We start from the raw sequence: 20,611 nt of genomic DNA, 5'->3' as shown, positions 1-20,611 counted from the left end.
GACTCAACCGGAGGACCGCCGTGAAAAGTCTCCTGAACCGCCGCAACGTGCTGGCAGGGCCATCGCATCTCGTGCAGGACGCGCGAGAGAGCGCCTCCGATCCCTTATCGCCCGACGACAACGAACCAGCGCCGCTGGCCGGCGCGGCCGACGCCGCGTCGCCGAGGCCGGTTCGTCCGGTGAGCACCTTGCGGCCGGTGCCGGTGGTGCCGGCACAGGTCGGCGTGCGCGGCGTGCAGATCGCCGACATCGCCGAAGTCGAATGGCTCGCCGAAGAGGAAGCGTTGACGCCGTTTCGCGTGTTCCGCAGCTTCGACTATTCGGTCAGCCTGCTCTTCCATGCGAAGGAACTGACCTACTACGTCGCCCTGTATGAGGACGGCTCGCTGTGGCGCGCGCTGAAAGCCACCGATCTCGAAGCCGCCCAAACCGCCTTCCATCATTTCCAAGAGCAGGCGACGCGGCTCGCGGACGGCGAAACCCGCCGCGCCCAACTCGAGGCGCAGAACGAACAGCTCGCGCGCATGATCGCGCGCTCCGAGGCCCAGGCCGAACGGCTGCGCAGCGATCTGCAACGGCGCGGCACGCACGAGCAGGCGGTGACCAACCGGCAGCATCAGGTGCGCAAGGAGGTGTCGCAACTGGAAGCGCAGCGGGTGGCCGCGCAGGCGCATCTGAACAAGGCGCATCGGCAGATTCATCAGCTCAATCTGACGAGCAACGAAGCGATTCCACATTTGCCGAATCGTTGAACCGGGGGTTGATCACGACGCATAGAAAACTGCGCGTTGGGTAGTGCGCATAGGTGTCCGTATTCGACCGCACTAGATACCGGCGCCCGGACTACGTCGTAAACGACAAACGCCGCCCGGCAATCCGGACGGCGTTTTCATTTGCTTGCCGCCTGTGAGCCAGGCGGCGTTTCCATCAGCTTCGGCGCAAATTAGTTGCCGAAGTAGATCGAGTTACGGTCGTTGCTGCTCACCGGACGGCCAGCTTGCGAGCTGCCGGCGATCGGTGCGCCGTAGCCGCTGTTGACCGCCTGAGCGGTGCCGTTTTGAGCATCGACACGTGCCTGAGCGGCCTGGATGTTGGCCGGGTAATCGACGTGATCACCCACCGGGTTGTAGCCGGCCTTTTCCAGTTGAACCAGTTCAGCGCGGACTTGAGCGCGCGTAACCGGCTGATTCGATTGAGCAAACGAAGCGACAGGAGCAGCCAGAGCGGCGGCGACGACAACTGCAGAGATAAGAGCCTTCATGATGTAAACCTCCAGAACTTGTTTTTTAATTCGCTGCGGGCTTGTTGTGCCGTAGCGCTTAAATAGAAGTTTAGGAGTGTCGACACCTAGGGGAAACCCCTAAAACGACGAAACTCTATTTCGAATTTCGCAACAGTAGGCGGAGTGTCGCGCCGCCCTGCTAGCTGCACGATAGCTTTCGGCAATAATTCACTGTCTTGAATTTGAAGCGTTTCTACAGCCCGGCGCGCCTTACTGCAAGGGCGCGCCGGGCCGCGATTCAAACGCTCAGCTCCAGTTCGCGTGGAAGCTGCCCGGCTTGTCAATGCGCTCGAACGTATGCGCGCCGAAGAAATCGCGCTGCGCCTGCACGAGGTTTGCCGGCAGGCGTTCCGAACGATACGCGTCGAAATACGCGATCGCCGACGCGAAAGCCGGCACCGGCACGCCCGCGTTGACCGCTGCGACCACAACCTCGCGCAACGCCGCCTGATAATTCTTCGCGATGTCGCGGAAATACGGATCGAGCAGCAGATTGGCGATCGCTTTGTCCTTCGTATAAGCGTCCGTGATCTTTTGCAGGAAGCGGGCGCGGATGATACAGCCGGCGCGGAAAATCTTCGCGATCGTGCCGTAGTCCAGGTCCCATTTGTATTCTTCCGACGCCGCGCGCAGTTGCGCGAAGCCCTGCGCGTACGAAATCACCTTGCTGAAGTAGAGCGCGCGGCGCACCGATTCGATGAAGGCGTCGCGCTCGGCGCCGAGCGGCTTGGCCGCCGGGCCCTCCAGCACCTTGCTCGCGGCCACGCGCTGCGTCTTTAGCGACGACAGCACGCGCGCGAACACGGCTTCCGTGATCAGCGGCAGCGGCGCGCCGAGGTCGAGCGCGTTCTGGCTGGTCCACTTGCCGGTGCCCTTCTGCGCGGCGCGATCGAGGATCACGTCGACCAGATCCTTGCCGGTCTCGTCATCTTTCTTGCTGAAAATCTTCGAGGTGATCTCGATCAGGTAGCTGTCCAGCTCGCCCTGATTCCACTCGGTATAGACCTTGCCGAGTTCTTCGTTCGACAGACCGACCACCTGCTTGAGCACCGCGTAGCTTTCCGCGATCAGCTGCATGTCGCCGTATTCGATGCCGTTGTGCACCATCTTCACGAAGTGGCCTGCGCCGTCCGGCCCCATGTAAGCGACGCACGGCTCGCCGTCCGGCGCCTTCGCGGCGATTTCCGTGAGGATCGGAGCCACGAGGTCGTACGCGTCGCGCTGGCCGCCCGGCATGATCGACGGACCTTTCAGCGCGCCTTCTTCGCCGCCCGACACGCCCGTGCCGATGAAGTGCAGTCCGGACTTCGCGAGATCCTGATTGCGGCGGATGGTGTCGGTGAAATGCGTGTTGCCGCCGTCGATCAGAATGTCGCCCTTGTCCAGCAGCGGTTTCAACTGGTTGATCGTGGCGTCGGTGCCTTCGCCCGCCTTGACCATCAGCAGAATGCGGCGCGGCTTCTCCAGCGACTCCACGAATTCTTCCAGCGTGAAAGCCGGCACCAGCTTCTTGTCCGGATATTCGGCGATGAGTTCGTCGGTTTTCTCGCGGCTACGGTTGTACACCGACACCGCGTGGCCGCGGCTCTCGATGTTGAGCGCCAGATTGCGGCCCATGACCGCCAGCCCCACCACGCCGATTGCCTGTTTGCCCATGTGAATTCTCCAGAGTCCAAAAAATGTCGTGACGCCGCGCCGGAAAGAACGTCGGCGCAACGTCGAGGGTGAAAGAATAAAAGAAATGCCAGCTTGCCGCTCGTTGGCGGACAACGGGCCGCGTTTTCCGCTGCGTCGAACCGGCGTTGAACCCGCGTTTAACTTCGTCAGACCCGCGCCGCGTCCGCGCGTTTCCTGAACACCAGACTGAAATTGTTGGCCGGCATCGCGATCGGCTCGCCGCACACGAGCCCGACCGAAGCGCCCAACGCCACTACCGCTTCCATGTCGCGCACGCCCCATTCCGGATCGCGGCCGCGCAACTGCTGATCGAATGCATCGTTGCTCGGAGAAGTATGCGCGCCGCCGCGTTTGTAGGGACCGTAGAGATACAGTACACCGCCGTCGACGAGACGGCGGCTCGCGCCTGCGAACAGCGCCTGCGCCGCGCTCCACGGCGAGATGTGAATCATGTTGATGCACACCACGACGTCGAGCGTGTCCACGCCCCAGTCCGGCTGATGCACATCGAGCGCGAGGGGCTCGCGCACGTTCGCGAGCCCCTCGTGCGCGGTCCACGCGGCAATCGAATCACGCGCGCCGGCGTCGGCGTCGCTCGGTTGCCAGTCGAGCCCGGGCATGGCGCGGGCAAAGCAGATCGCGTGCTGGCCGGTGCCGCTCGCGATTTCGAGCACGCGGCCGGTGGCCGGCAGCGCCGCGCGCAGCAGCGCGAGGATCGGTTCGCGGTTGCGTTCAGCGGATGGCGAATGTTGCCGCAACGCCGGTTGGGAATCTGTCATGTTCTGCTTCGGTTCTGCTTCGGTTCTGCTTCGGTTTCAGTACAGGGTCGTGCGCACGCGTTCGGCGAGTTCGCGATCGTAGGTCGCCGCGTCGAACTGCGCGCCGTTGATGCGCCGGTGAATCTCGCCCGCGCTCGGCAGCCGCGAACGTTCAATGTGATGCGCCGGATCCCACAGTTTCGAGCGCACCAACGCTTTCGAGCAGTGAAAATAGACGCTGTCCACGTCGACCAGCAGCACGGTGCGCGGCAGTTTACCTTCGACGGCGAAACTGTCCAGCCATTGCGGATCGTTGGTAATACGGCCGCGGCCGTTCACGCGCAAACTCTCGCCGACGCCAGGAATGATGAAGAGCAGCGCGAGACGCGGCTCGACGATGATATTGCGCAGACTGTCTAGGCGATTGTTGCCGATCCGGTCCGGCAGCGCGAGCGTGCGTTCGTCGACGATGCGCACGAAACCCGGCGCGTCGCCGCGCGGCGAACAGTCGAGCCCTTCCGGGCCGGCGGTGGCGAGCACGACGAACGGCGCGACTTCGATGAACGCGCGATAGTCCTCGTTGATGTATGAAATCTCTTTGCGCACGGCGCGCTCGTGCGGCTGCCCGTAGAGCGCTTCGAGCTGTGCGATCGTCGTCAACATCGGCATTCCTTTTTTGTTGGTGTGGCCGTTCAATTCAGCGCCAGCCGGCCGGCCAGCGCGGTCAGCGTGTCGGCGCACGGGGCAGCGATTTTCAGCGACAACAGCGGATCGGCGCGCGTGCGCCCGAGATTGATCGCGACGACCGGCTTGCCCTGCTTTTGCGCCCACACGCAAAAGCGATAGCCGGAGTAGACCATCAGCGACGAGCCGACCACCAGCACGGCGTCCGCTGCGTCGAGCGCGTGCGAGGCCGCCTCCACGCGCTCCTTCGGCACGCTTTCGCCGAAGAACACCACCGCCGGCTTCAGCAAACCGCCGCAGTTCGAGCACGCCGGAATGCGGAAGCCGCCAAGGTCGTGCCACTCGAGATGCGCGTCGCCATCGGCGGCGGTTTCGGCGGTCACGTCTACGAGCGCGGGATTATCGGCTTCAAGCGTCTGCTGGATCGACGCGCGCGAGTGTTGCATGCCGCAGTCCAGACACGTCACACCGTTTATGCCGCCATGCAGTTCGATCACCTCACGGCTGCCCGCCCGCTGATGCAGGCCGTCGACGTTCTGCGTCACCAGCGTCGGCACATGACCGGCCGCTTCGAGCCGGGCCAGCGCGGTATGCGCAGCGTTGGGCTGCGCGTGCGCGACCACCGGCCAGCCGACCATGCTGCGCGCCCAGTAGCGCTGGCGCATGGCGAGCGTGCCGAGAAACTCCTGCACCGTGATGGGCGGCGAGCGTTTCCATTCGCCGTTGTCGTCACGATAGCCGGGGATGCCGGAGTCGGTACTGATGCCCGCGCCGGTCAGCACGAACAGCCGCGGGTAACGCTGCACGAAGCGATGCAGATCGTCCAGCGTGTGTGACTCATGCAGGGGTTCGAGAGGCACGGACTGAAGGTCGGTCATGACGGGGCATGGTGAAGGGCTGCGGCGGTCTCAAAGGCAAAATCTCGAACGCCGTTCAACGGCGCGAACGCGGCTTGCTCTGCCGCGTTGCCGTATGTGGCGCTTGGGGCGTTTGCTGCGCATGCCGCGCCTGCCACTCGGCGAGCGCGGTTCGATAACGTTCGAGCGCTTCGTCGTAGAGATCGAACACACACGGATTGCAGCCGCTATGACAACAGTCGTCGAGATCGGGCTGCACGGGCGGCACCGGTTGCGGGTCGTCCTTCGGTGTGGCTCGGGGCACGGCGAATCGCTTTCCATCGAGGCGGGAAGCGACCAGTATAAGTTCATCTCGCGCGGCTTGCTCTTTGCGTCCGGCGCGCGTGAGACCGTCAACCGCGGCCGACGAACGGCATCTTGCTCGCCATGATCGTCATGAACTGCACGTTCGCCGAGAGCGGCAATTCCGCCATGTGCAGCACGGCGTCCGCCACGTGCTGAACGTCCATCAGCGGCTCGACCGCGATCTCGCCGTTCGCCTGCGGCACGCCGCGCGCCATGCGTTCGGCCATTTCCGTCGCCGCATTGCCGATGTCGATCTGCCCGCACACGATGTCGTATTTGCGGCCGTCGAGCGACACGGCTTTCGTGAGACCGGTGATAGCGTGCTTGGTCGCCGTATAGGCAATGCTATTGGGCCGCGGCGCATGGGCCGAGATGGAACCGTTGTTGATGATGCGCCCGCCACGCGGGCTCTGCGTTTTCATCAGACCGAAGGCCGCGCGCGTGCACAGGAACACGCCGGTGAGATTGGTGTCGACCACCGAGCGCCATTCGTCGATGTCGAGTTCGTCGATATCGACGGGCGAGCCGTTGCGGCCTGCGTTGTTGAACAGCACGTCGAGCCGGCCGCGGCGCGCGCGGATCGTCTCGAACAACGCGGCCACGCTGTCAGCGTCCGTGACGTCACACGCCACGGCGAGTGCGTCGCCGCCGAGTTGCTGCGCTTCCTGGAGGACGGCGTCGAGCGGCGCCTGACGACGGCCGGCCAGCACGACGCTATAGCCGTGTTCCAGCAGCTTGAGCGCGCACGCGCGACCGATCCCGCTGCCCGCGCCCGTCACCAGCGCGACCCTCTTGATTCCCGTTTCCGTCACGGCACGTCTCCTCGTTTGTGCAGTTGATGCATGGCGCAGACCGCTGCACACGAACTCTCGGGACCGGACCGCGTGGAAAGCGCCACGGGAAACGGCCAGCGAGTGGTCAATCCAGCGCGCGGTCGTTCGGGTTCGCGAACAGCGACTTCATATCCGCCGACAGCGGATAGTTCAGGTTGATGCCCTTCGGCGGAATCGGCTGCGTGAACCACTTCTGGTACATGGTTGCGGCCTCGCCCGAAGTTTGCAGCCGGGCGATCACGCCGTCGGCGAGTTTCTTGAAACCCGGGTCTTCCTTGCGGAACATGCAACCATACACTTCGGACATCGGCGAGGTGCCAGTGATCAGATAGTCGTCCGCGTCCGCCTCCTTGGCTTTAGCACCATACAACAGCGGATCGTCCATCACAAATGCCACAGCGCGGCCGGTCTTCACATTGAGGAACGATTCCGCGTGGTCCTTCGCGCTGATCAGGCGCATGTTCATGCCCTTCTCGTTGTTCAACTGCCGCAAGAGGCGTTCCTCGGAAGTGCCGGCCGTGGTCACCACGGTCTTGCCCGCGAGATCGGGAAAGTCCTTCACGCCCGAACTTTTCTTCACGATCATGCGCACGCCGTACTGGAAAAAGCTGTTCGAAAACGCCACCTGGTTGTCGCGGTCCCTGGTGTGCGTAGTCGAGCCGCATTCGATATCGATGGTGCCGTTCTGCACCAGCGGAATACGGTTTTGCGACGTGATCGGCACTTCCTTCACTTTCAGATTCGGCAGGTTCAGTTCCTTCTTCACCTCGTCGACGATCTTCAGCGCGATAGCCTGCGAGTAGCCGATCACCTGCTGTTGTTCATCGTAGTAGGAGAATGGCACCGACGATTCGCGCACGCCGAGCGAAATCACGCCGGTGTCGCGGATTTTTTCATCGTGGCGCTCGTCTCTTCGGCCCGCGCGTTGCCTGCAAGCGTCGTGGCGATGGCGATCGTGGTGAGGGCTGCTGCGAGTTTCATGAGGTCTCCTTTGGCGGCGCCGATGCGGCGTGTGGTAGTGGTGGTGGTTCTGCAACGACGAAGTGATGCAGCGCACCGCGCTAGCGCTGCCACGCATAAGCGTCCAGGTCGAGCGGCGGCGTGCGGCCCGCGATCGCATCGGCGATCACACGCGCACTGCCGCACGCCAGCGTGAAGCCGAGCGCGCCGTGTCCCGTGTTGAGCCACAGGTTGCGAAATGGCGTGACGCCGATGAGCGGCTTGCTATCAGGCGTAGCCGGCCGATGACCGCACCAGGTCTGCGCCTGTGTGTAATCGCCGGCGTCGGGGAAAATCTCCTGCGCCTGGCGCTTGAGCAAGGCCAGACGCCGCTCGCGTTGCGCGACATGCATGCCGGCGATTTCGACCATGCCGGCAATCCGTAAACGCTCGCCGAGCGGCGCGTACACCACCTTGCGATGCAGATCGGTCACGCTCACGCGCGGCGCCTGGCCGGGCGCACCGGGAATGGTGAGGCTGTAGCCGGTGAGCGGATACATCGGCAGCCGCACGCCGAGCGCGCGCAACAACGGCGCGCTGCCGTTGCCCAATGCGACCACGAAGGCGTCCGCGCTGACATCGCCGTGCGGCGTGCGCACAGCGACCGCCGCGCCGCGCTCGGTGACAACGGAGTGCACCGGCATGTCGTAGCGAATCGTCACGCCGTAGCGCATTTTCAGCACGTTGGCGAGCGCGACGCCGAAGCGGTAGCAATCGCCCGCCTCTTCCGACGGTGTGTGTATCCCGCCCGCCAACAACGGCTGCGCGCGTTCAAGCGCGGGCTCCAGCGCCACGCAGGCGGCGGCGTCGAGCGCACGCTGGTCGGAGCCGGCCGTTTGCAGATAGGCCATCTTGCGACGCGCCGCATCGAACGCATTCGCGTCGCGGTACACGACGAGCTTGCCGTTGCGCACGTAGTTGAAGTCGATCGCTTCGCGTTGCACGAGATCGTGCAGCGTAGCGCGGCTCAACGCGCCCAGTTGCAGCATCTCAATCGCCGTTTGCCGCGCGCGTTCGCGGCGGCAGGCGGCCAGAAACGACAGGCACCAGCGCCACTGCTGCGGATCGAGACGCGGCACGAAACGCAACGCGGAATCGCTTTGCAACAGCCACGCGGGCAGATGCGGCAGGACCGATGGGTCGGCAAGCGGCGCGACATAGCTATAGCTCAACTGGCCGCCGTTCGCGAAGCTCGCTTCGAGCGCCGCGCCGTCGCGGCCTTCGAGAATCGCGACGTCGTGGCCGTCGCGCGCCAGTTGATAGGCGCTCGTCAAACCCACCACGCCCGCACCAAGTACACATACCCGCATAAACATCACGCCTTCGAAGATTCATCCACGTGAGTGTGGCGCGACGAAATGGCCGCGGCAAATGAGCAGATGCACGGCTCCATAACCCAGGGTTAAGAGCTCGAACCCGAGGGACGGCTCAGGCGAAGGGCGCGCGCAACGCCTCGAGAAACGCGTTGCCGGCCTGCGAGTCCATTCTGCGATTCGGAGAACAGCAGCTCCGTTTCACGTGTCGGCTGCAAGCGGCCATGCACACGGTTCAACAAAGCGAAGCCCAGGCGCGCTCGGCGTGCGCGGGCGCCTTGCTCACGGCGGGCTGCGACACGCATAGCAGTTCCGCCGCTTTCGACAGCGACCCCGTGCGCATGATGGCGTGAAAGATTTCGATGTGACGCAAACGCATGGACGCATGACCGGCACGAACCGGCGAATTGAGCACAGTGAGTTGAACGGAGCGGGGATCCCGAAGGCCCGGCCGTCGCGAAGCATAACGTCTTTCAACGCGCTTTCATTATTTGCCGTTCCTGTCGGCGGGCGCGTCGCGGCGCGCATCAATGGTATCGTTTGCTGTTGCGCGCCACGCGCGCGATTCAAGGCCTTCCCAGGAAGGAGGAAGGAAGACAGGAAGCACGTTTGATGAAAGAACTCTCCACGCCGCCGCATGGCGTCCACGACGCGCCGCCACGGCGCTGGCCGCAAACCGGCTATCCCGCGATGCTTACCGCCACCGCCGCATGGCACGTATTCGTGCTGGCAGGATGGCTGGTCACGCCCGCCGCGTGGCCCTGGTGGCTCGCCGCGATCTTTGTGAATCACGCCATTTTCACGGTGGCCGGCCTGTTGCCGCGCACCTCGCTGCTCGGCCCGAACTGGACCCGCCTGCCCGCCGCCACACGCAACGCCGACGCGATCGCGCTGACCATCGACGACGGTCCCGATCCGCTCGTCACGCCGCAAGTGCTCGATCTGCTCGACGCCCTTGGCGTGCGCGCGACGTTCTTCTGCATCGGCGCGAAGGCGCAGCAGTATCCGGAACTCGCACGCGAGATCGTCGCGCGCGGCCATGCGCTCGAAAACCATTCGCAGGTTCACGTCCACACGTTTTCCGTGACGTTGCCGGGCGCCCTCACGCGCGAGATCGACGCCGCGCAACGCACGCTCGAAGCCCTGAGCGGCGAACGGCCAATGTTCTTCCGCGCGCCGGCCGGGCTGCGCAACATCTTTCTCGAACCGGTCTTGCGCAAGCTCGATCTGCGGCTCGCGGCGTGGACGCGGCGCGGCTACGACACGCGCGAGCGCGATCCAGGAGTGGTCACGCGGCGGCTGCTCGACGGCCTCGCGCCGCGCGACATTCTGCTGCTGCATGACGGCAACGCCGCCCTCACGGCCGAGGGCACGCCGTTGATCCTCGCGGTGCTGCCCCGTGTGATCGACGCCGCCCGGCAGCGGCGCCTGCGTTTCGTGACGCTGCGCGAAGCGCGCGTGGACAGTTGAGGCCTGCACTCCCCGCGTGCGTGCCTGGCTACCCGGCCCATGCGCGTTACGCGGCTCACGCACCGAAGCGCAGATCTGCACAAACACCGCCGCTATACGCGGAAATCCGCCGCCATATCCTCGTCCGAGCGCGCTTCGAGTTCACCGCTGCGGCACGCCTTTAGAAACACGTCGTAATCCCGCTCCACCTGATCCGCGTACGTCGTGGCGTAGCCGGTGAGCGCTTCCGCGAACTGGTCGCCACGGCCGATATACGCGCTGACTTCGATCGCCTGCCCGCTCGCCTTGGCATGCGCGCGCGCCATGATCCAGCCGCATAGCCGCGCGTAGCCTTCCAGCAGATCGATGTCGAACAACTCGATGTTCGCGGAGAGCTTCATGTCGCGCAGTTGGCGGAAATAGAAATGCCGGCCGAGTGGCCCGGTCGCCCAGCCGAGAAAGATATCGCTCGCGGCCTGCAGCATGCGCTGTCCTTGCACGACGCGTTCGCCTTCGTGCTTGATGACCGGCGACTTGTAGAACTGCGCGATCACCGAAGGCCGCGCCTCCTTGATCTGCAAGAACAGCGGCTTGCCCATATGATCCACCAGCAGCACCACCATGCAGCGCGTGCCGACGCTGCCCACGCCCACCACTTTGAACACCAGATCCTGCACGGTGAAATGACTGAGCAGTTCGCGCCGGTCGTGCGACATCGTCTTCAGGTACTCGCCCCACATGCGGTCGAGCATCTTGCGCCAGTTGCCGTTTCTGAGCGCTTCGGTCTCTTCCGCGGTGAACAGCGTGTTGGCGCCCAGCACGTGAAACAGCGCCGGCGGCGCATCGCGAATCGTCCAGTGGTCGCCGTCGTGTCCCGCCATTTTTTCGAGCAGGTTCTCGTGCGTCCGGCTCGCGGCCTTTTCCATGCCGCGCCGCACGGTGCGGCGGCGTTCCGGCGTCAGCGCCGTTTCCGCCATGCGGTCGAAGGTGATGCGGTCGTACCAGAGTTCGAGCGCGCCGCATTGCGCGTACTGCGCCATGCGGTCGCGGTATTCGTTGACTGCCGTCATCACCAGACTTTCAGCCGCGCCCCGACTCAAACGCATGTGACGCGCGGCGACGACGAGGCTCGCGGTCAGACGTTTGAGGTCCCACTCGAACGGCCCGATCGACACCTCGTCGAAGTCGTTCAGATCGAACACGAGTTGCCGCTCGGGCGTGGCGAAGCCGCCGAAATTCATCAGATGGCCGTCGCCGCAGATCGGCATGGTCAGGCCGGAATCGCGCACCTGGCTGAGATCGTGCGCCTGCAGGATCGCGGTGCCGCGAAAAAACGTGAAAGGCGAGACGGCCATGCGCCCATAGCGCAGCGGCACGAGGTTATGCACCCGGCCCTCGCTGCTGTGCTTGAGCAACTCGACCGGGTTGCGATGCAGCTCCCCTATCGCTTTATGGCTCGACCGTTTCGAATGCTCGCGGGCGGCGCGGCCCCGGGCCTCCCGTTCGGCGATGGTGCTGGCTTTCATGCTCTTCTCCGTTTTTCCGAGTCTTGACTAGCGGTTCAAGAGACTGCGTCTGCTGGCACGACAACATCCGGCGTCTGGCGCATACGCCCTCACCAACGGTAGCCCACGCCGCCGAAAATCACATCCGAATCGCGATCATAACGGGTCACGACGCGGTTCCATTCGAGCCGCGCGTTCCAGTGCTCGGTCAGGCGATAGGAGCCCGCAATCGTGACGAGACCGGAGAACTTGCCGGCGCCCGGCCCTGGCGTCTCGCTGTTCTCGTTCTCGTTGATCGCATAGTAGGCGCCGACGCCGAGCGCCAGCGCCACCTTGTCGTTGAGGAACGCGCGGGTGGCACACAACTGGCTCGTCAGACCGTCGCGGCGCGCCACCTTGCTGCTGCCTTCGTGAAGATAGCCGACCGTCACGTCGAGGTATTTCGCGAGGCCACGCCGGTATTCGATTGCGCCGCCCAGGGCGCTCGGTGAACTGGTCGAATTGACGATGGTTTTGCCGAGATACACCGCCACTTCGTTGTCGGTGACCTTGTGCGTGCTGCCGCTCGCCCAGTCGCGCGGACCGGGCGAACCGGGCGCGTCGAGCTGATAGCCGACGCCGAACATCACGCCCGCCGAATCCGGTCCACGCTGAACGTGCACGCGATTCAACTGGAGCTGCGTGATCCACCGGTTCGACGCGTAGTACGCGGCGCGCACGCTGTACACCACGCCCCAGCCGTGAGTGTTGGAATAACTGCCGCCCTGCTCGGCGGTGGTCGTATCGAAGTAGCGGTATGGGCCGACGCCCGCTTGCAGGACGAACTGCGGGCTGCCCACGGGAATGCGCGCCCACAACTGGATCATCTGACCGTCGCGATGATGATCGGGAATATGCCCTTCGTTGAGCCACGTGAAGCTCGCGGCGAAATATGGCCCCAGGCCTTCCTGATAGTTGAAGGCCCACGTGTAGGTGTTAATACTGCTCGCCCGCGAGCCGCCGCCGAATAGCGAAAACTCCTGAGCGTGACTGAGGGTGGGAATGAACAGCAGGCCGAGACCCGTCATGCAGGCGGCTGCCTTGCGAACCAGCCAATATCGGGCAGCAGATGTCAGATTCCGCATGCGGCATTCTTCTCCGGTTAAGTCGCTAGCGCTGCTGGCGTTTGTGGTTCGACTGGGGCACGGTGACGCGGCGAGGCGTCGCATGGGAATGGCCGTCGATACAAACTGTTCGTCATGCTAGCAGACCGATCGGTAAAAAGGTTGCGTATCCGTTTTGCATCAGCGGCGCATTAAGTCGGGGGTTTCACCGTGCTCGGCAATTACAGGTTGCAATTGCAACGATCGCAATGAGTGGACAAATTTACCGGCACTCATTCAAAAACTAACCGATTGGTGAATTTTTTCGTGTTTGACCCAGGCGAGCACTTCAGCAACAACGAATTCAGCCGTTTACCCATACATGCAAAAATTCTGTGACGCACAAGAAAAGGCCTTGAAATAAGGCCTGCTCTGATCGACCGTGCGTCGCGCAAGATAATCGGAGAGAGTATGTTTGTTGCAATCGGCTGGGTTGTAGTGATGGGTTCGGTGATCGGGAGTTTTGTCGGCGTGGGTGGGCACCTGCCGGCGCTCGTTCAGCCGTTCGAATTACTCTGTATTTTCGGCGCGGCAATCGGCGCGTTTGTCGTGAGCAATCCGACATCCACGCTGAAGAAAACCATCAAGGCGATTCCGTCATGTTTTAAAGGCGGCGGCTACACCAAGGAAAAATATCTCGAACTGATCGCGCTGCTTTATGAACTGCTTCAGAAGGCCCGCAAGGAAGGCATGATGTCGCTCGAAACCGACGTCGACGCGCCGGAAGAAAGCGTGATCTTCCAGAAGTATTCGCATGTGCTGGAGGACCATCATCTGCTCGACTTCATCGTCGATTATCTGCGCATGATGTCCGGTGGCAATGTGAACGTCCTCGAAGTGCAGGACCTGATGGATGAGGAACTGGCCACGCATCACGCGGAAGCGTCGGTCGCGGCCAACGCCATTCAGAAAATGGCCGACGGCTTGCCGGCCTTCGGTATCGTCGCCGCCGTCATGGGCGTCGTTCACACGATGGGTTCGGTCGGCGCGCCGCCCGCCGTGCTCGGCGAGATGATCGCCGGCGCCCTGGTCGGCACATTCCTCGGCATTCTGCTCGCGTATGGCTTTATCGGCCCCGTGGCCGATCTGCTCAACGCCAAGGGCCGCGCCGAGGCCAAGCCGTACCAGTGCGTGAAGGCCGTGCTGCTCGCCTCGCTGTCCGGCTACGCGCCGTCGATCGCTGTCGAGTTCGGCCGCAAGGTGCTGTTCACCGCCGACCGTCCGAGCTTCCAGGAACTCGACGACGCCGTGCGCGCCACCAGGATGCCGAAGTCGGCCTGACGCGGAGCGGCATGATGAGCGAAAGAAGATCGCGCGCCTCGCAGGAGGAACAGGCGCCAGCGCCGGTGATCGTGCGCCGTTCGAGAAAAGGCGGCGACCACGACGCCCATCACGGCGGCGCATGGAAGATCGCCTACGCCGATTTCGTCACCGCGATGATGGCGTTCTTCCTGCTGATGTGGTTGCTCGGCTCCACGTCGAAATTCGACAAACAAGGCATCGAGGATTATTTCAACACGCCCCTGTCGAGCCTGCTTGGCGGCAACGAAGGCACGGCCGCCGCGCGTCCGAGCGTGGTGCAGGGCGGCGGTCGCGACATCTCCGATACACGGCCTGGCGACGGCAAGAAGAGCCAGACCCAGCCGACGCATCCCGCTAACGTTGCACCGACCGTGGCGCCGTCCGATGCGGCGCGTCTCGAACAACTGAAGGCGAAGCTCACTGCGTTGATCGAGCAAAGCCCCGCATTGAAGGCGTTCAAGGATCAGATCCGCATTTCGATCACGAACGAAGGGTTGCGTATCGAGATCGTCGATTCGCAGAACCGGCCGATGTTCCCGTCCGGCAGTTCGAAGCTGCAACCGTACGCGGTGACGATCCTCACGCAGATCGGCGCCGCGCTCAACGACGTCGACAACCGTGTTTCGATTGCCGGCCATACGGACGCGGTGCCGTACACCGCGGGCCCGGACGGCTATTCGAACTGGGAGCTGTCTTCCGAACGCGCGAACGCCGCGCGCCGCTCGCTGGTCGCCGGCGGCATGCATGGCGAAAAGCTGCTGCAAGTGCGCGGACTGGCGGACGTATTACCGCTGAACAGCCATGTCGCCGACGAGCCGACCAATCGGCGCATCAGCATCCTCGTCTTGAACAAGGCTGCGGAACTGGCGTTTTTCCACGATGGCGGACGCACCGCGATCGACGAAGCCACTCCGGCGAGTTCAGCCATTCCCGCCGTGGTCGGGCGCCTGCAGCCGGTAACCGGTTCGCGTAGCACGCCGTAGCATTTTTGGGCCGCGCGTGTGGTCGATTCGGCGCATGCGCTCGATAACGCACACTGCAAAACCCATGCAGTATGTTTAGAATCGAACGCATGCGCCCTGCCCTTTCCGAGCAACGGGAGACCGAGCTTCCGCTGCATACGCCCAGTGTATCGTCGGTGACACTCGCCGCGATCATCGCGGTCATTGCGTGGATTTCGATCGTCGCGCAAGCCGAGGTGACGATCGATCGTACGCTCGCCCGCGGGCTCACCGTGCTCGACGGCCTCGCCCGCATGAGCAGTTACCTCACCAATCTCACGGCGCTCGCCTGCGCGATCTGTTTTACCTGTGTGGCCTTGCGTGGGCACAGATCGACGCCCGCGCGGTTTTTCCGGCAACCTACCGTCGTCACGGCTGTGGTGGTGTATATGGCGTTCGTGGGCATCGCCTACAACCTGCTGCTGCGAGGTTACTGGACGCCTACGGCATTCCGGCTGCTGCTCAACGAATCGCTCCACAGTGTCTTGCCCATGCTCGCGGCGCTCTATTGGGTGTTGTTCGTACCGCGCTTTCATCTGAAATTGCGGCATTGTCTGTTGTGGCTCGTGTATCCGCTGGCCTATCTCGGCGTGACCTTCTGGCGCGGGAGTTTGTCGGACTTCTACCCCTATCCGTTCATCAATGTCGAGACGCTCGGATTCACGCACGCCGTGGTGAATTCGGCGCTGCTGTTCGGCGGCTTTCTTATGTTGATGGCCGTGTTCGTGGGGATCAATTCCCGGCGGCGGCACTGACCCGCCAGTCTGGCGCCGCTTTCTGGTTTTCCGTCGGGCGCGCTTCTTGCGCCCTGTCTGGTGGACGTAAGCCGCGCTTTTCGGCGTGGCCTGCGCGAAACCCTGGTGTGGCCGCGTTGCGATCGCAACGGCTCACACGTAAATATGACAATGGGAGCAAAAACGTATGGACACCAATTCGGCAGCTAACTCAGCGGAAGGCGCAGTCAAGGAAGTCGCGGGCAAGGTTCAGGGCGCGGTCGGCGACGTATTGGGCGATACCGGCACGCAACTGGCCGGCAAGGCGAAAGAGCTTAGCGGCAAAGCCCAGCAACTGGCCGCGAGCACCACGAGCCTCGTGCGTGAAACCACGGCGGAGAGCCCTTTCACCGCGATCGCGGTGGTCGCGCTCGCCGGCTTCGTGGCCGGTGCGCTGTGGGCACACGGCGCTTCTGGGCGCGACTATCGCCGTTGATGTTCGACGGGGTTGATCGCCGGGCGATCCGCGTCGAGCGGTCGCCCGCTTCGCGCTCATGCGCCGCTTTTCTTGCGACGCCCCGCGCTCATCTCCAATTCGACCCACGTGGGCGCATGATCGCTCGCGTGCGGCTCGCCACGCACCCAGCGGTCGACGCCCGCAGCGCGCAAGCGCGGCGCGAGGTCGGCGCTCAGCAGGAGATGGTCGATGCGCAAGCCGGAGTTCGTGTCCCAATGCCGGCGGAAATAGTCCCAGAAGGTGTAGACCCGTTCGTCGCCGAAATGCGTTCGTAGCGCGTCGGTCCAGCCTTGCGCGAGCAGCCGCTGGTAACGCTCGCGGCTCTCGGGTTGCAGCAACGCGTCCTTCAGCCAGGAGCGCGGGTTATAGATGTCTTCGTCGGTGGGCACCACGTTGAAGTCGCCCGCCAGCACAACCGGGTGCGCGCTCTTGTATAGCTTCGCCGCGTGCTTGATGAAATGGTCGAACCACGCCAGCTTGTAGTCGAACTTGGGCCCCGGTTGCGGATTGCCGTTCGGCAGATAAAGGCACGCCACCAGCACGCCGCCGACGGCCGCTTCGAGGTAGCGGCTGTGCGTGTCGTCCTCGAAACCGGGCAGGCCCCGGCGGCTCTCCAGCGGCGCTTCACCTTTCGACAGGATCGCCACGCCGTTCCATGCGCTCTGCCCTTGCCAGATCGCGCTATAGCCGGCGTCGCGCAGTTGCTCGACGGGAAACGCGCTGTCCACCGCCTTGAGTTCCTGCAAACAGACAATGTCCGGCGCCTCGCGTTCGAGCCATTGCAGCAGCGCCGGCAGGCGCGAGCGGATACCGTTGATGTTGAAGGTTGCGATTCGAAGCCTGGCCACGGCATGTCCTCCCCGCAATGCGCCCTATTGCGCCGCCGCGTCGCACCATTCCATCGCCCAGGACCTGGCGCATGAAATGGCATCGGCCTGGTCGGAAAAGGCGTCGATGTCGCCGGAATCGTGCGACTGGACGTGCTCTTTTTTCTGCGGCACGCGAGTGATCTTCGCTCTCGCGTAGTAGAGGCCGTCATCATCATGGCGGGCGCGGCAATCGATATGGAAATGCCTGTAGTCGAACTGCATTCGCTCTCCTTTGAATGCGCTTCACTTCATCTGCCGTAGCATCGCTTATACCCGGACGGCCGGCTTACAAACGACAACTCACGCACGCCGGCTCGCGTGCGTGATTGGCGTCGCCGCGAGCCGGCGTGCGCAGTCCGCGCGGCTCAGTTCGGCACGTTCACCGCGCCGTTGCTCACGGTGATCGCATTGATGCCGGGACTCGCCGCGATCGCTGGCAGATTGGCGGTGGTCAGCGCGGGCGCAGCGCCGGCCGTGCCGCCACGCGGTATCGTATGAATCACCTGCGACGGCGGCAGCGGCGTGCCGCTCTTCAGATGGCTCCACATCAGATTGAGCGCCTGAAGGTTGTAGTAGTGCAGCGGTATGAAGCGCGTATCGAAACCGGCCACGCCGAGGAACGCGTCGAAATGCTGGGCGTTCGTCACTTCGTAGAACGACAGCTTGCTCGCGCCGCCTTCGCTCAGTTGATTCAGGCCGAGATACGGCCGTGACGCGTGGTTGATCGGCACCAGCGCATCCGCGCGGCCCTGCACGATGATGGTGGGTTTGCCGTGCAGATTCGCATTCACGCGAATGGCTTCGACGCTGTTGGTCAGCGCGCCGTTCGTCCACAGCGTACGCAGGCAGGAGGCGCCCGAGTAACTGCCGTCGGCGGTCGCCAGCCGGTGGTCCGCCGCGCCCCCACCCGAGTTGAAGACGAGGTTGATGCCGTTGGTCGGCGGGACCCCGTTGCCATTGCCGAACACCGTGGGCATCGGCGACACGGCCGGCGTGACGCCGGCGGCTCCCGTCGCACTCGTCGTGCCGAAGCTGAAGTCGCAGAGGTTGGCGGTGACACTCGCTTTTGCGTACGCATCCGCATAGGTCACGGCGACGGCCGGCACTGCTTGCGAGTCCCACATCGGCGCTTGCAGCAGATCGGAGTCGGTCTGATAGCCGTTCTGATGCAGGAGCGCAAGCGCGTTGGTCGCCTGGGTCGTCACGTTCCCACCCGCGATCACGCCAGCGGTTGCCAGCGACGCGCATCGCGCGGTGCGAATCGCCGTGGTCGTGGCGAGCGGCAATGCCGACAGATACGGCGCGCCGGCCGCGGCGGGCGCGAGCGCCGCGCACGGTTGCAGCGTATTGGCAAGCGTCATGTAGTCGGCGAGCGGCTTGCCGAATGCCCCGACCGGCACGCCGCCCTGAGCCACCGACACCTGTGCGGGCAAGCGCAGATTGATCTGCGGCTCGCCCACGACGACCGCGGTGATCAAACCGGACGTATCCTGTTCCGCCGCCGCAAGCGACGCACCGCCGCCATTGCTCACCGAGGCCGCGATGGTCGTGATGCTGCCGCTCGCGTAACGCACGGTGCGGGTCGAACCGTCGAGCGTGCCGTAAGAGTCGTTGAGCGCCCAGTACGCGAACTCGATCGCCTGCAACGTATTCTTGCCCCAATCCTTCTCGGGATTCTGCTGCGAATGCGCATGCTTGAACGCGTAGCGATTCGGAAACTGGCTGTTGTAAGAGCCGAGATCGGTGTTGCCCAGGTTGGCCGTGAAGAAACTGTTCTTGCCTGCAGCGGTGGCATCCTGCAACGTGCCGTCGATCAGCGTGACCAGATTGGAAGACAGTTCATGTGCGCCGTTGCCGCTGCCTTTATCGGTGTAGGCTACCGCGCAACCGCGCTTGAGGCCCCACTCGCCGGCTGCGGAAATCGCGCCATACACGCCGCGCGAACCGGATGACGTCGCCGTGACAATGCACGGCTGATCCGGATTGAAGCTCGCCGGTATCTGCACCAGCATGGTGACGTTCTGTGTGCCGCTGCCGTCGTCGGCGTAAGCGAGGTATTCCTTGCCGGCGATCTTGCCTTCGCCGAGCGTGTCGTTGCCGTTCAGGTCGACGTTCGGCCCCCAGAAGCGTCCATAGCCGCCGTTCGCCGTCATGTCGACGAGCGCGCGATAGTTCGACCAGATGGCGAGGCGCCGCAGTTCGGCGGCAGTGGGTTGCGCAGCGTTGGCAATGGCCGGCGCCGCGGCCGATCCCAGTCCGGTTTTGCCGAGGCCGGCGGTGAGCAGGTCGTCGGTATTGCCGTCATAGGACTGACTCTTTACCGATGAGGTGGTGATAAAGCCCGGCAGCGTATTGGCTTGCGGTGGTGGATTATTTTCACTACCGCCGCTATGGCACGCAGTCAGCATGACTGCCACCGCCAACATGATCGCCAGGGTTGGCACCACCGGCACCGGTCGTTGCGCAGGCTCGATTCTGAAAGTGGACTTCACGTTTTTCGTCTCCGATATTTGCTAATACCGTTGTGAATGCAACGGCACCGAAATTGCTGCGTACTGTCCAATGGATCGCGACGCTTCGGATACCGACGCATCGCTAGCCTGCATTGACCTTTCAATGGAGTCAATAGAACGTCATGTCCGCACATAACGATAGTCAGGATCCGGGCGACGTCCCAGCCGCCATCCCAACGAAACCTTCACGCCGCCGCTTTCTTCAATCCGCCGCCGCTGCCGCCACCGTCGGCGCGGCGCCGCATCTGCGCGCGCAAACTCAAACCCCGACCGCGCCACCAGTTCAGGTTCGGCAAGCCGAGCCGCCGCGCCCGGTCACGCTGACTGTGAACGGCCGCGCGTACACGCTGCAACTCGAGCCGCGCGTGACCTTGCTCGATGCGTTGCGGGAATACGCCGGTCTGATGGGCACGAAGAAGGGTTGCGATCGCGGACAGTGCGGCGCATGCACGGTGCTCGCCGAGGGCCGCCGCATCAACTCATGCCTGACGCTCGCCGTGATGCACGAAGGCGAGAGCATCACCACCGTTGAAGGGCTTGCCGCCAACGGCGCATTGAGTCCGATGCAACGCGCGTTCATCGAACACGATGCCTTTCAGTGCGGTTACTGTACGCCCGGGCAGTTGTGTTCCGCGACCGCCCTTCTGAACGAATTCCGCAACGGCACGGCCAGCACCGTCACGGCCGATGTGCGCAGCCGCCCCGCCCAACTCTCCGACGATGAAATCCGCGAACGCATGAGCGGCAATATTTGCCGCTGCGGCGCCTACGCGAATATCGTGGCCGCCGTACGCGCGGTGCATGAAGGCGGCGGCCAGAGCAGCGGCGGCAACAACCCCAACGCCTGACGGA

The 20,611-nt window shown here is 63.7% G+C and carries 20 protein-coding genes and 2 pseudogenes; 7 read left to right on the top strand and 15 right to left on the bottom strand.

Features of this window, described 5'->3' with window-relative positions; genetic code table 11:
* The first annotated feature begins 20 nt into the window (after positions 1 to 20).
* Entirely contained in the window at positions 21 to 752 is a 732-nt protein-coding gene (locus PQR32_RS00350; protein WP_408221601.1) for a DUF2968 domain-containing protein, read from the top strand.
* Positions 753 to 943: 191 nt separating this feature from the next.
* Here the strand turns inward: PQR32_RS00350 and PQR32_RS00345 are convergent, their stop codons facing one another.
* The 10 genes and pseudogenes from PQR32_RS00345 to PQR32_RS00300 all read right to left on the bottom strand — a co-directional run.
* Positions 944 to 1,261: a DUF4148 domain-containing protein gene (locus PQR32_RS00345; RefSeq protein WP_408221600.1), complete on the bottom strand. Its 318-nt coding sequence runs from the start codon at positions 1,259 to 1,261 to the stop codon at positions 944 to 946.
* Positions 1,262 to 1,528: 267 nt separating this feature from the next.
* Entirely contained in the window at positions 1,529 to 2,938 is a 1,410-nt protein-coding gene (gene gnd / locus PQR32_RS00340; protein ID WP_106282432.1) for an NADP-dependent phosphogluconate dehydrogenase, read from the bottom strand.
* 167 nt (positions 2,939 to 3,105) lie between these two features.
* On the bottom strand, positions 3,106 to 3,738 hold the full coding sequence (locus PQR32_RS00335; RefSeq protein WP_408221599.1) for a DUF938 domain-containing protein: 633 nt from the start codon (positions 3,736 to 3,738) through the stop codon (positions 3,106 to 3,108).
* Positions 3,739 to 3,774: 36 nt separating this feature from the next.
* A complete protein-coding gene (locus PQR32_RS00330) occupies positions 3,775 to 4,380 on the bottom strand; it encodes a pyridoxamine 5'-phosphate oxidase family protein (protein WP_408221598.1) in 606 nt (201 codons plus the stop codon).
* Positions 4,381 to 4,409: 29 nt separating this feature from the next.
* Entirely contained in the window at positions 4,410 to 5,279 is an 870-nt protein-coding gene (locus PQR32_RS00325) for an NAD-dependent protein deacetylase (RefSeq protein WP_408221597.1), read from the bottom strand.
* Positions 5,280 to 5,334: 55 nt separating this feature from the next.
* Positions 5,335 to 5,562, bottom strand: coding sequence for an oxidoreductase-like domain-containing protein (locus PQR32_RS00320; RefSeq protein WP_408221596.1), 228 nt, complete (start codon positions 5,560 to 5,562; stop codon positions 5,335 to 5,337).
* 88 nt (positions 5,563 to 5,650) lie between these two features.
* On the bottom strand, positions 5,651 to 6,415 hold the full coding sequence (locus PQR32_RS00315) for an SDR family oxidoreductase (protein ID WP_408221595.1): 765 nt from the start codon (positions 6,413 to 6,415) through the stop codon (positions 5,651 to 5,653).
* Between the two features lie 106 nt (positions 6,416 to 6,521).
* Positions 6,522 to 7,417: pseudogene (locus tag PQR32_RS00310) on the bottom strand (glutamate/aspartate ABC transporter substrate-binding protein).
* Between the two features lie 80 nt (positions 7,418 to 7,497).
* On the bottom strand, positions 7,498 to 8,745 hold the full coding sequence (locus tag PQR32_RS00305; protein WP_408221594.1) for a D-amino acid dehydrogenase: 1,248 nt from the start codon (positions 8,743 to 8,745) through the stop codon (positions 7,498 to 7,500).
* A 104-nt stretch (positions 8,746 to 8,849) separates the two neighbouring features.
* A pseudogene (locus PQR32_RS00300) lies at positions 8,850 to 9,127 on the bottom strand (LysR family transcriptional regulator); the annotation flags it as partial.
* A gap of 233 nt (positions 9,128 to 9,360) precedes the next feature.
* On the opposite strand from PQR32_RS00300, the gene PQR32_RS00295 reads away from it, so the two are divergent.
* The gene (locus PQR32_RS00295; protein WP_408221593.1) at positions 9,361 to 10,218 is read left to right on the top strand and encodes a polysaccharide deacetylase family protein; all 858 of its coding nucleotides are present in this window, start codon (positions 9,361 to 9,363) and stop codon (positions 10,216 to 10,218) included.
* Positions 10,219 to 10,310: 92 nt separating this feature from the next.
* Here the strand turns inward: PQR32_RS00295 and PQR32_RS00290 are convergent, their stop codons facing one another.
* Positions 10,311 to 11,723 (bottom strand): DUF2252 domain-containing protein, encoded by a 1,413-nt coding sequence (locus tag PQR32_RS00290; protein WP_408221592.1) that lies wholly within the window; start codon positions 11,721 to 11,723, stop codon positions 10,311 to 10,313.
* An 89-nt stretch (positions 11,724 to 11,812) separates the two neighbouring features.
* A complete protein-coding gene (locus tag PQR32_RS00285) occupies positions 11,813 to 12,826 on the bottom strand; it encodes a hypothetical protein (RefSeq protein ID WP_408221591.1) in 1,014 nt (337 codons plus the stop codon).
* 429 nt (positions 12,827 to 13,255) lie between these two features.
* On the opposite strand from PQR32_RS00285, the gene motA reads away from it, so the two are divergent.
* The 4 genes from motA (at position 13,256) to PQR32_RS00265 (ending at position 16,356) form a co-directional block, all read left to right on the top strand.
* Entirely contained in the window at positions 13,256 to 14,125 is an 870-nt protein-coding gene (motA, locus tag PQR32_RS00280; protein ID WP_408221590.1) for a flagellar motor stator protein MotA, read from the top strand.
* A 14-nt stretch (positions 14,126 to 14,139) separates the two neighbouring features.
* Complete coding sequence (gene motB, locus PQR32_RS00275; RefSeq protein WP_408221589.1) at positions 14,140 to 15,129, top strand: flagellar motor protein MotB; 990 nt, start codon at positions 14,140 to 14,142, stop codon at positions 15,127 to 15,129.
* A gap of 89 nt (positions 15,130 to 15,218) precedes the next feature.
* Positions 15,219 to 15,902 (top strand): Pr6Pr family membrane protein, encoded by a 684-nt coding sequence (locus PQR32_RS00270; RefSeq protein WP_408221588.1) that lies wholly within the window; start codon positions 15,219 to 15,221, stop codon positions 15,900 to 15,902.
* A gap of 166 nt (positions 15,903 to 16,068) precedes the next feature.
* Entirely contained in the window at positions 16,069 to 16,356 is a 288-nt protein-coding gene (locus PQR32_RS00265) for a CsbD family protein (protein WP_408221587.1), read from the top strand.
* 56 nt (positions 16,357 to 16,412) lie between these two features.
* Here PQR32_RS00265 and PQR32_RS00260 read toward each other — a convergent pair whose 3' ends face one another.
* The 3 genes from PQR32_RS00260 to PQR32_RS00250 form a co-directional block, all read right to left on the bottom strand.
* Positions 16,413 to 17,225, bottom strand: a complete 813-nt coding sequence (locus PQR32_RS00260) for an exodeoxyribonuclease III (RefSeq protein WP_408221586.1) — start codon at positions 17,223 to 17,225, stop codon at positions 16,413 to 16,415.
* A gap of 24 nt (positions 17,226 to 17,249) precedes the next feature.
* Complete coding sequence (locus PQR32_RS00255; RefSeq protein ID WP_408221585.1) at positions 17,250 to 17,468, bottom strand: hypothetical protein; 219 nt, start codon at positions 17,466 to 17,468, stop codon at positions 17,250 to 17,252.
* Between the two features lie 143 nt (positions 17,469 to 17,611).
* Positions 17,612 to 19,672 (bottom strand): D-(-)-3-hydroxybutyrate oligomer hydrolase, encoded by a 2,061-nt coding sequence (locus PQR32_RS00250; RefSeq protein ID WP_408221947.1) that lies wholly within the window; start codon positions 19,670 to 19,672, stop codon positions 17,612 to 17,614.
* Between the two features lie 209 nt (positions 19,673 to 19,881).
* Between PQR32_RS00250 and PQR32_RS00245 the strand changes: the two genes are divergently transcribed.
* Complete coding sequence (locus PQR32_RS00245) at positions 19,882 to 20,607, top strand: 2Fe-2S iron-sulfur cluster-binding protein (protein ID WP_408221584.1); 726 nt, start codon at positions 19,882 to 19,884, stop codon at positions 20,605 to 20,607.
* The last annotated feature ends 4 nt before the right edge of the window (positions 20,608 to 20,611 follow it).

Origin of the sequence: Paraburkholderia dipogonis (assembly GCF_046027395.1) — a bacterium.
Taxonomy (GTDB): Bacteria; Pseudomonadota; Gammaproteobacteria; order Burkholderiales; family Burkholderiaceae; genus Paraburkholderia; species Paraburkholderia dipogonis_A.
The sequence above is the reverse complement of the archived record's forward strand: the minus strand, read 5'-3'. Positions and strand labels throughout refer to the sequence as shown.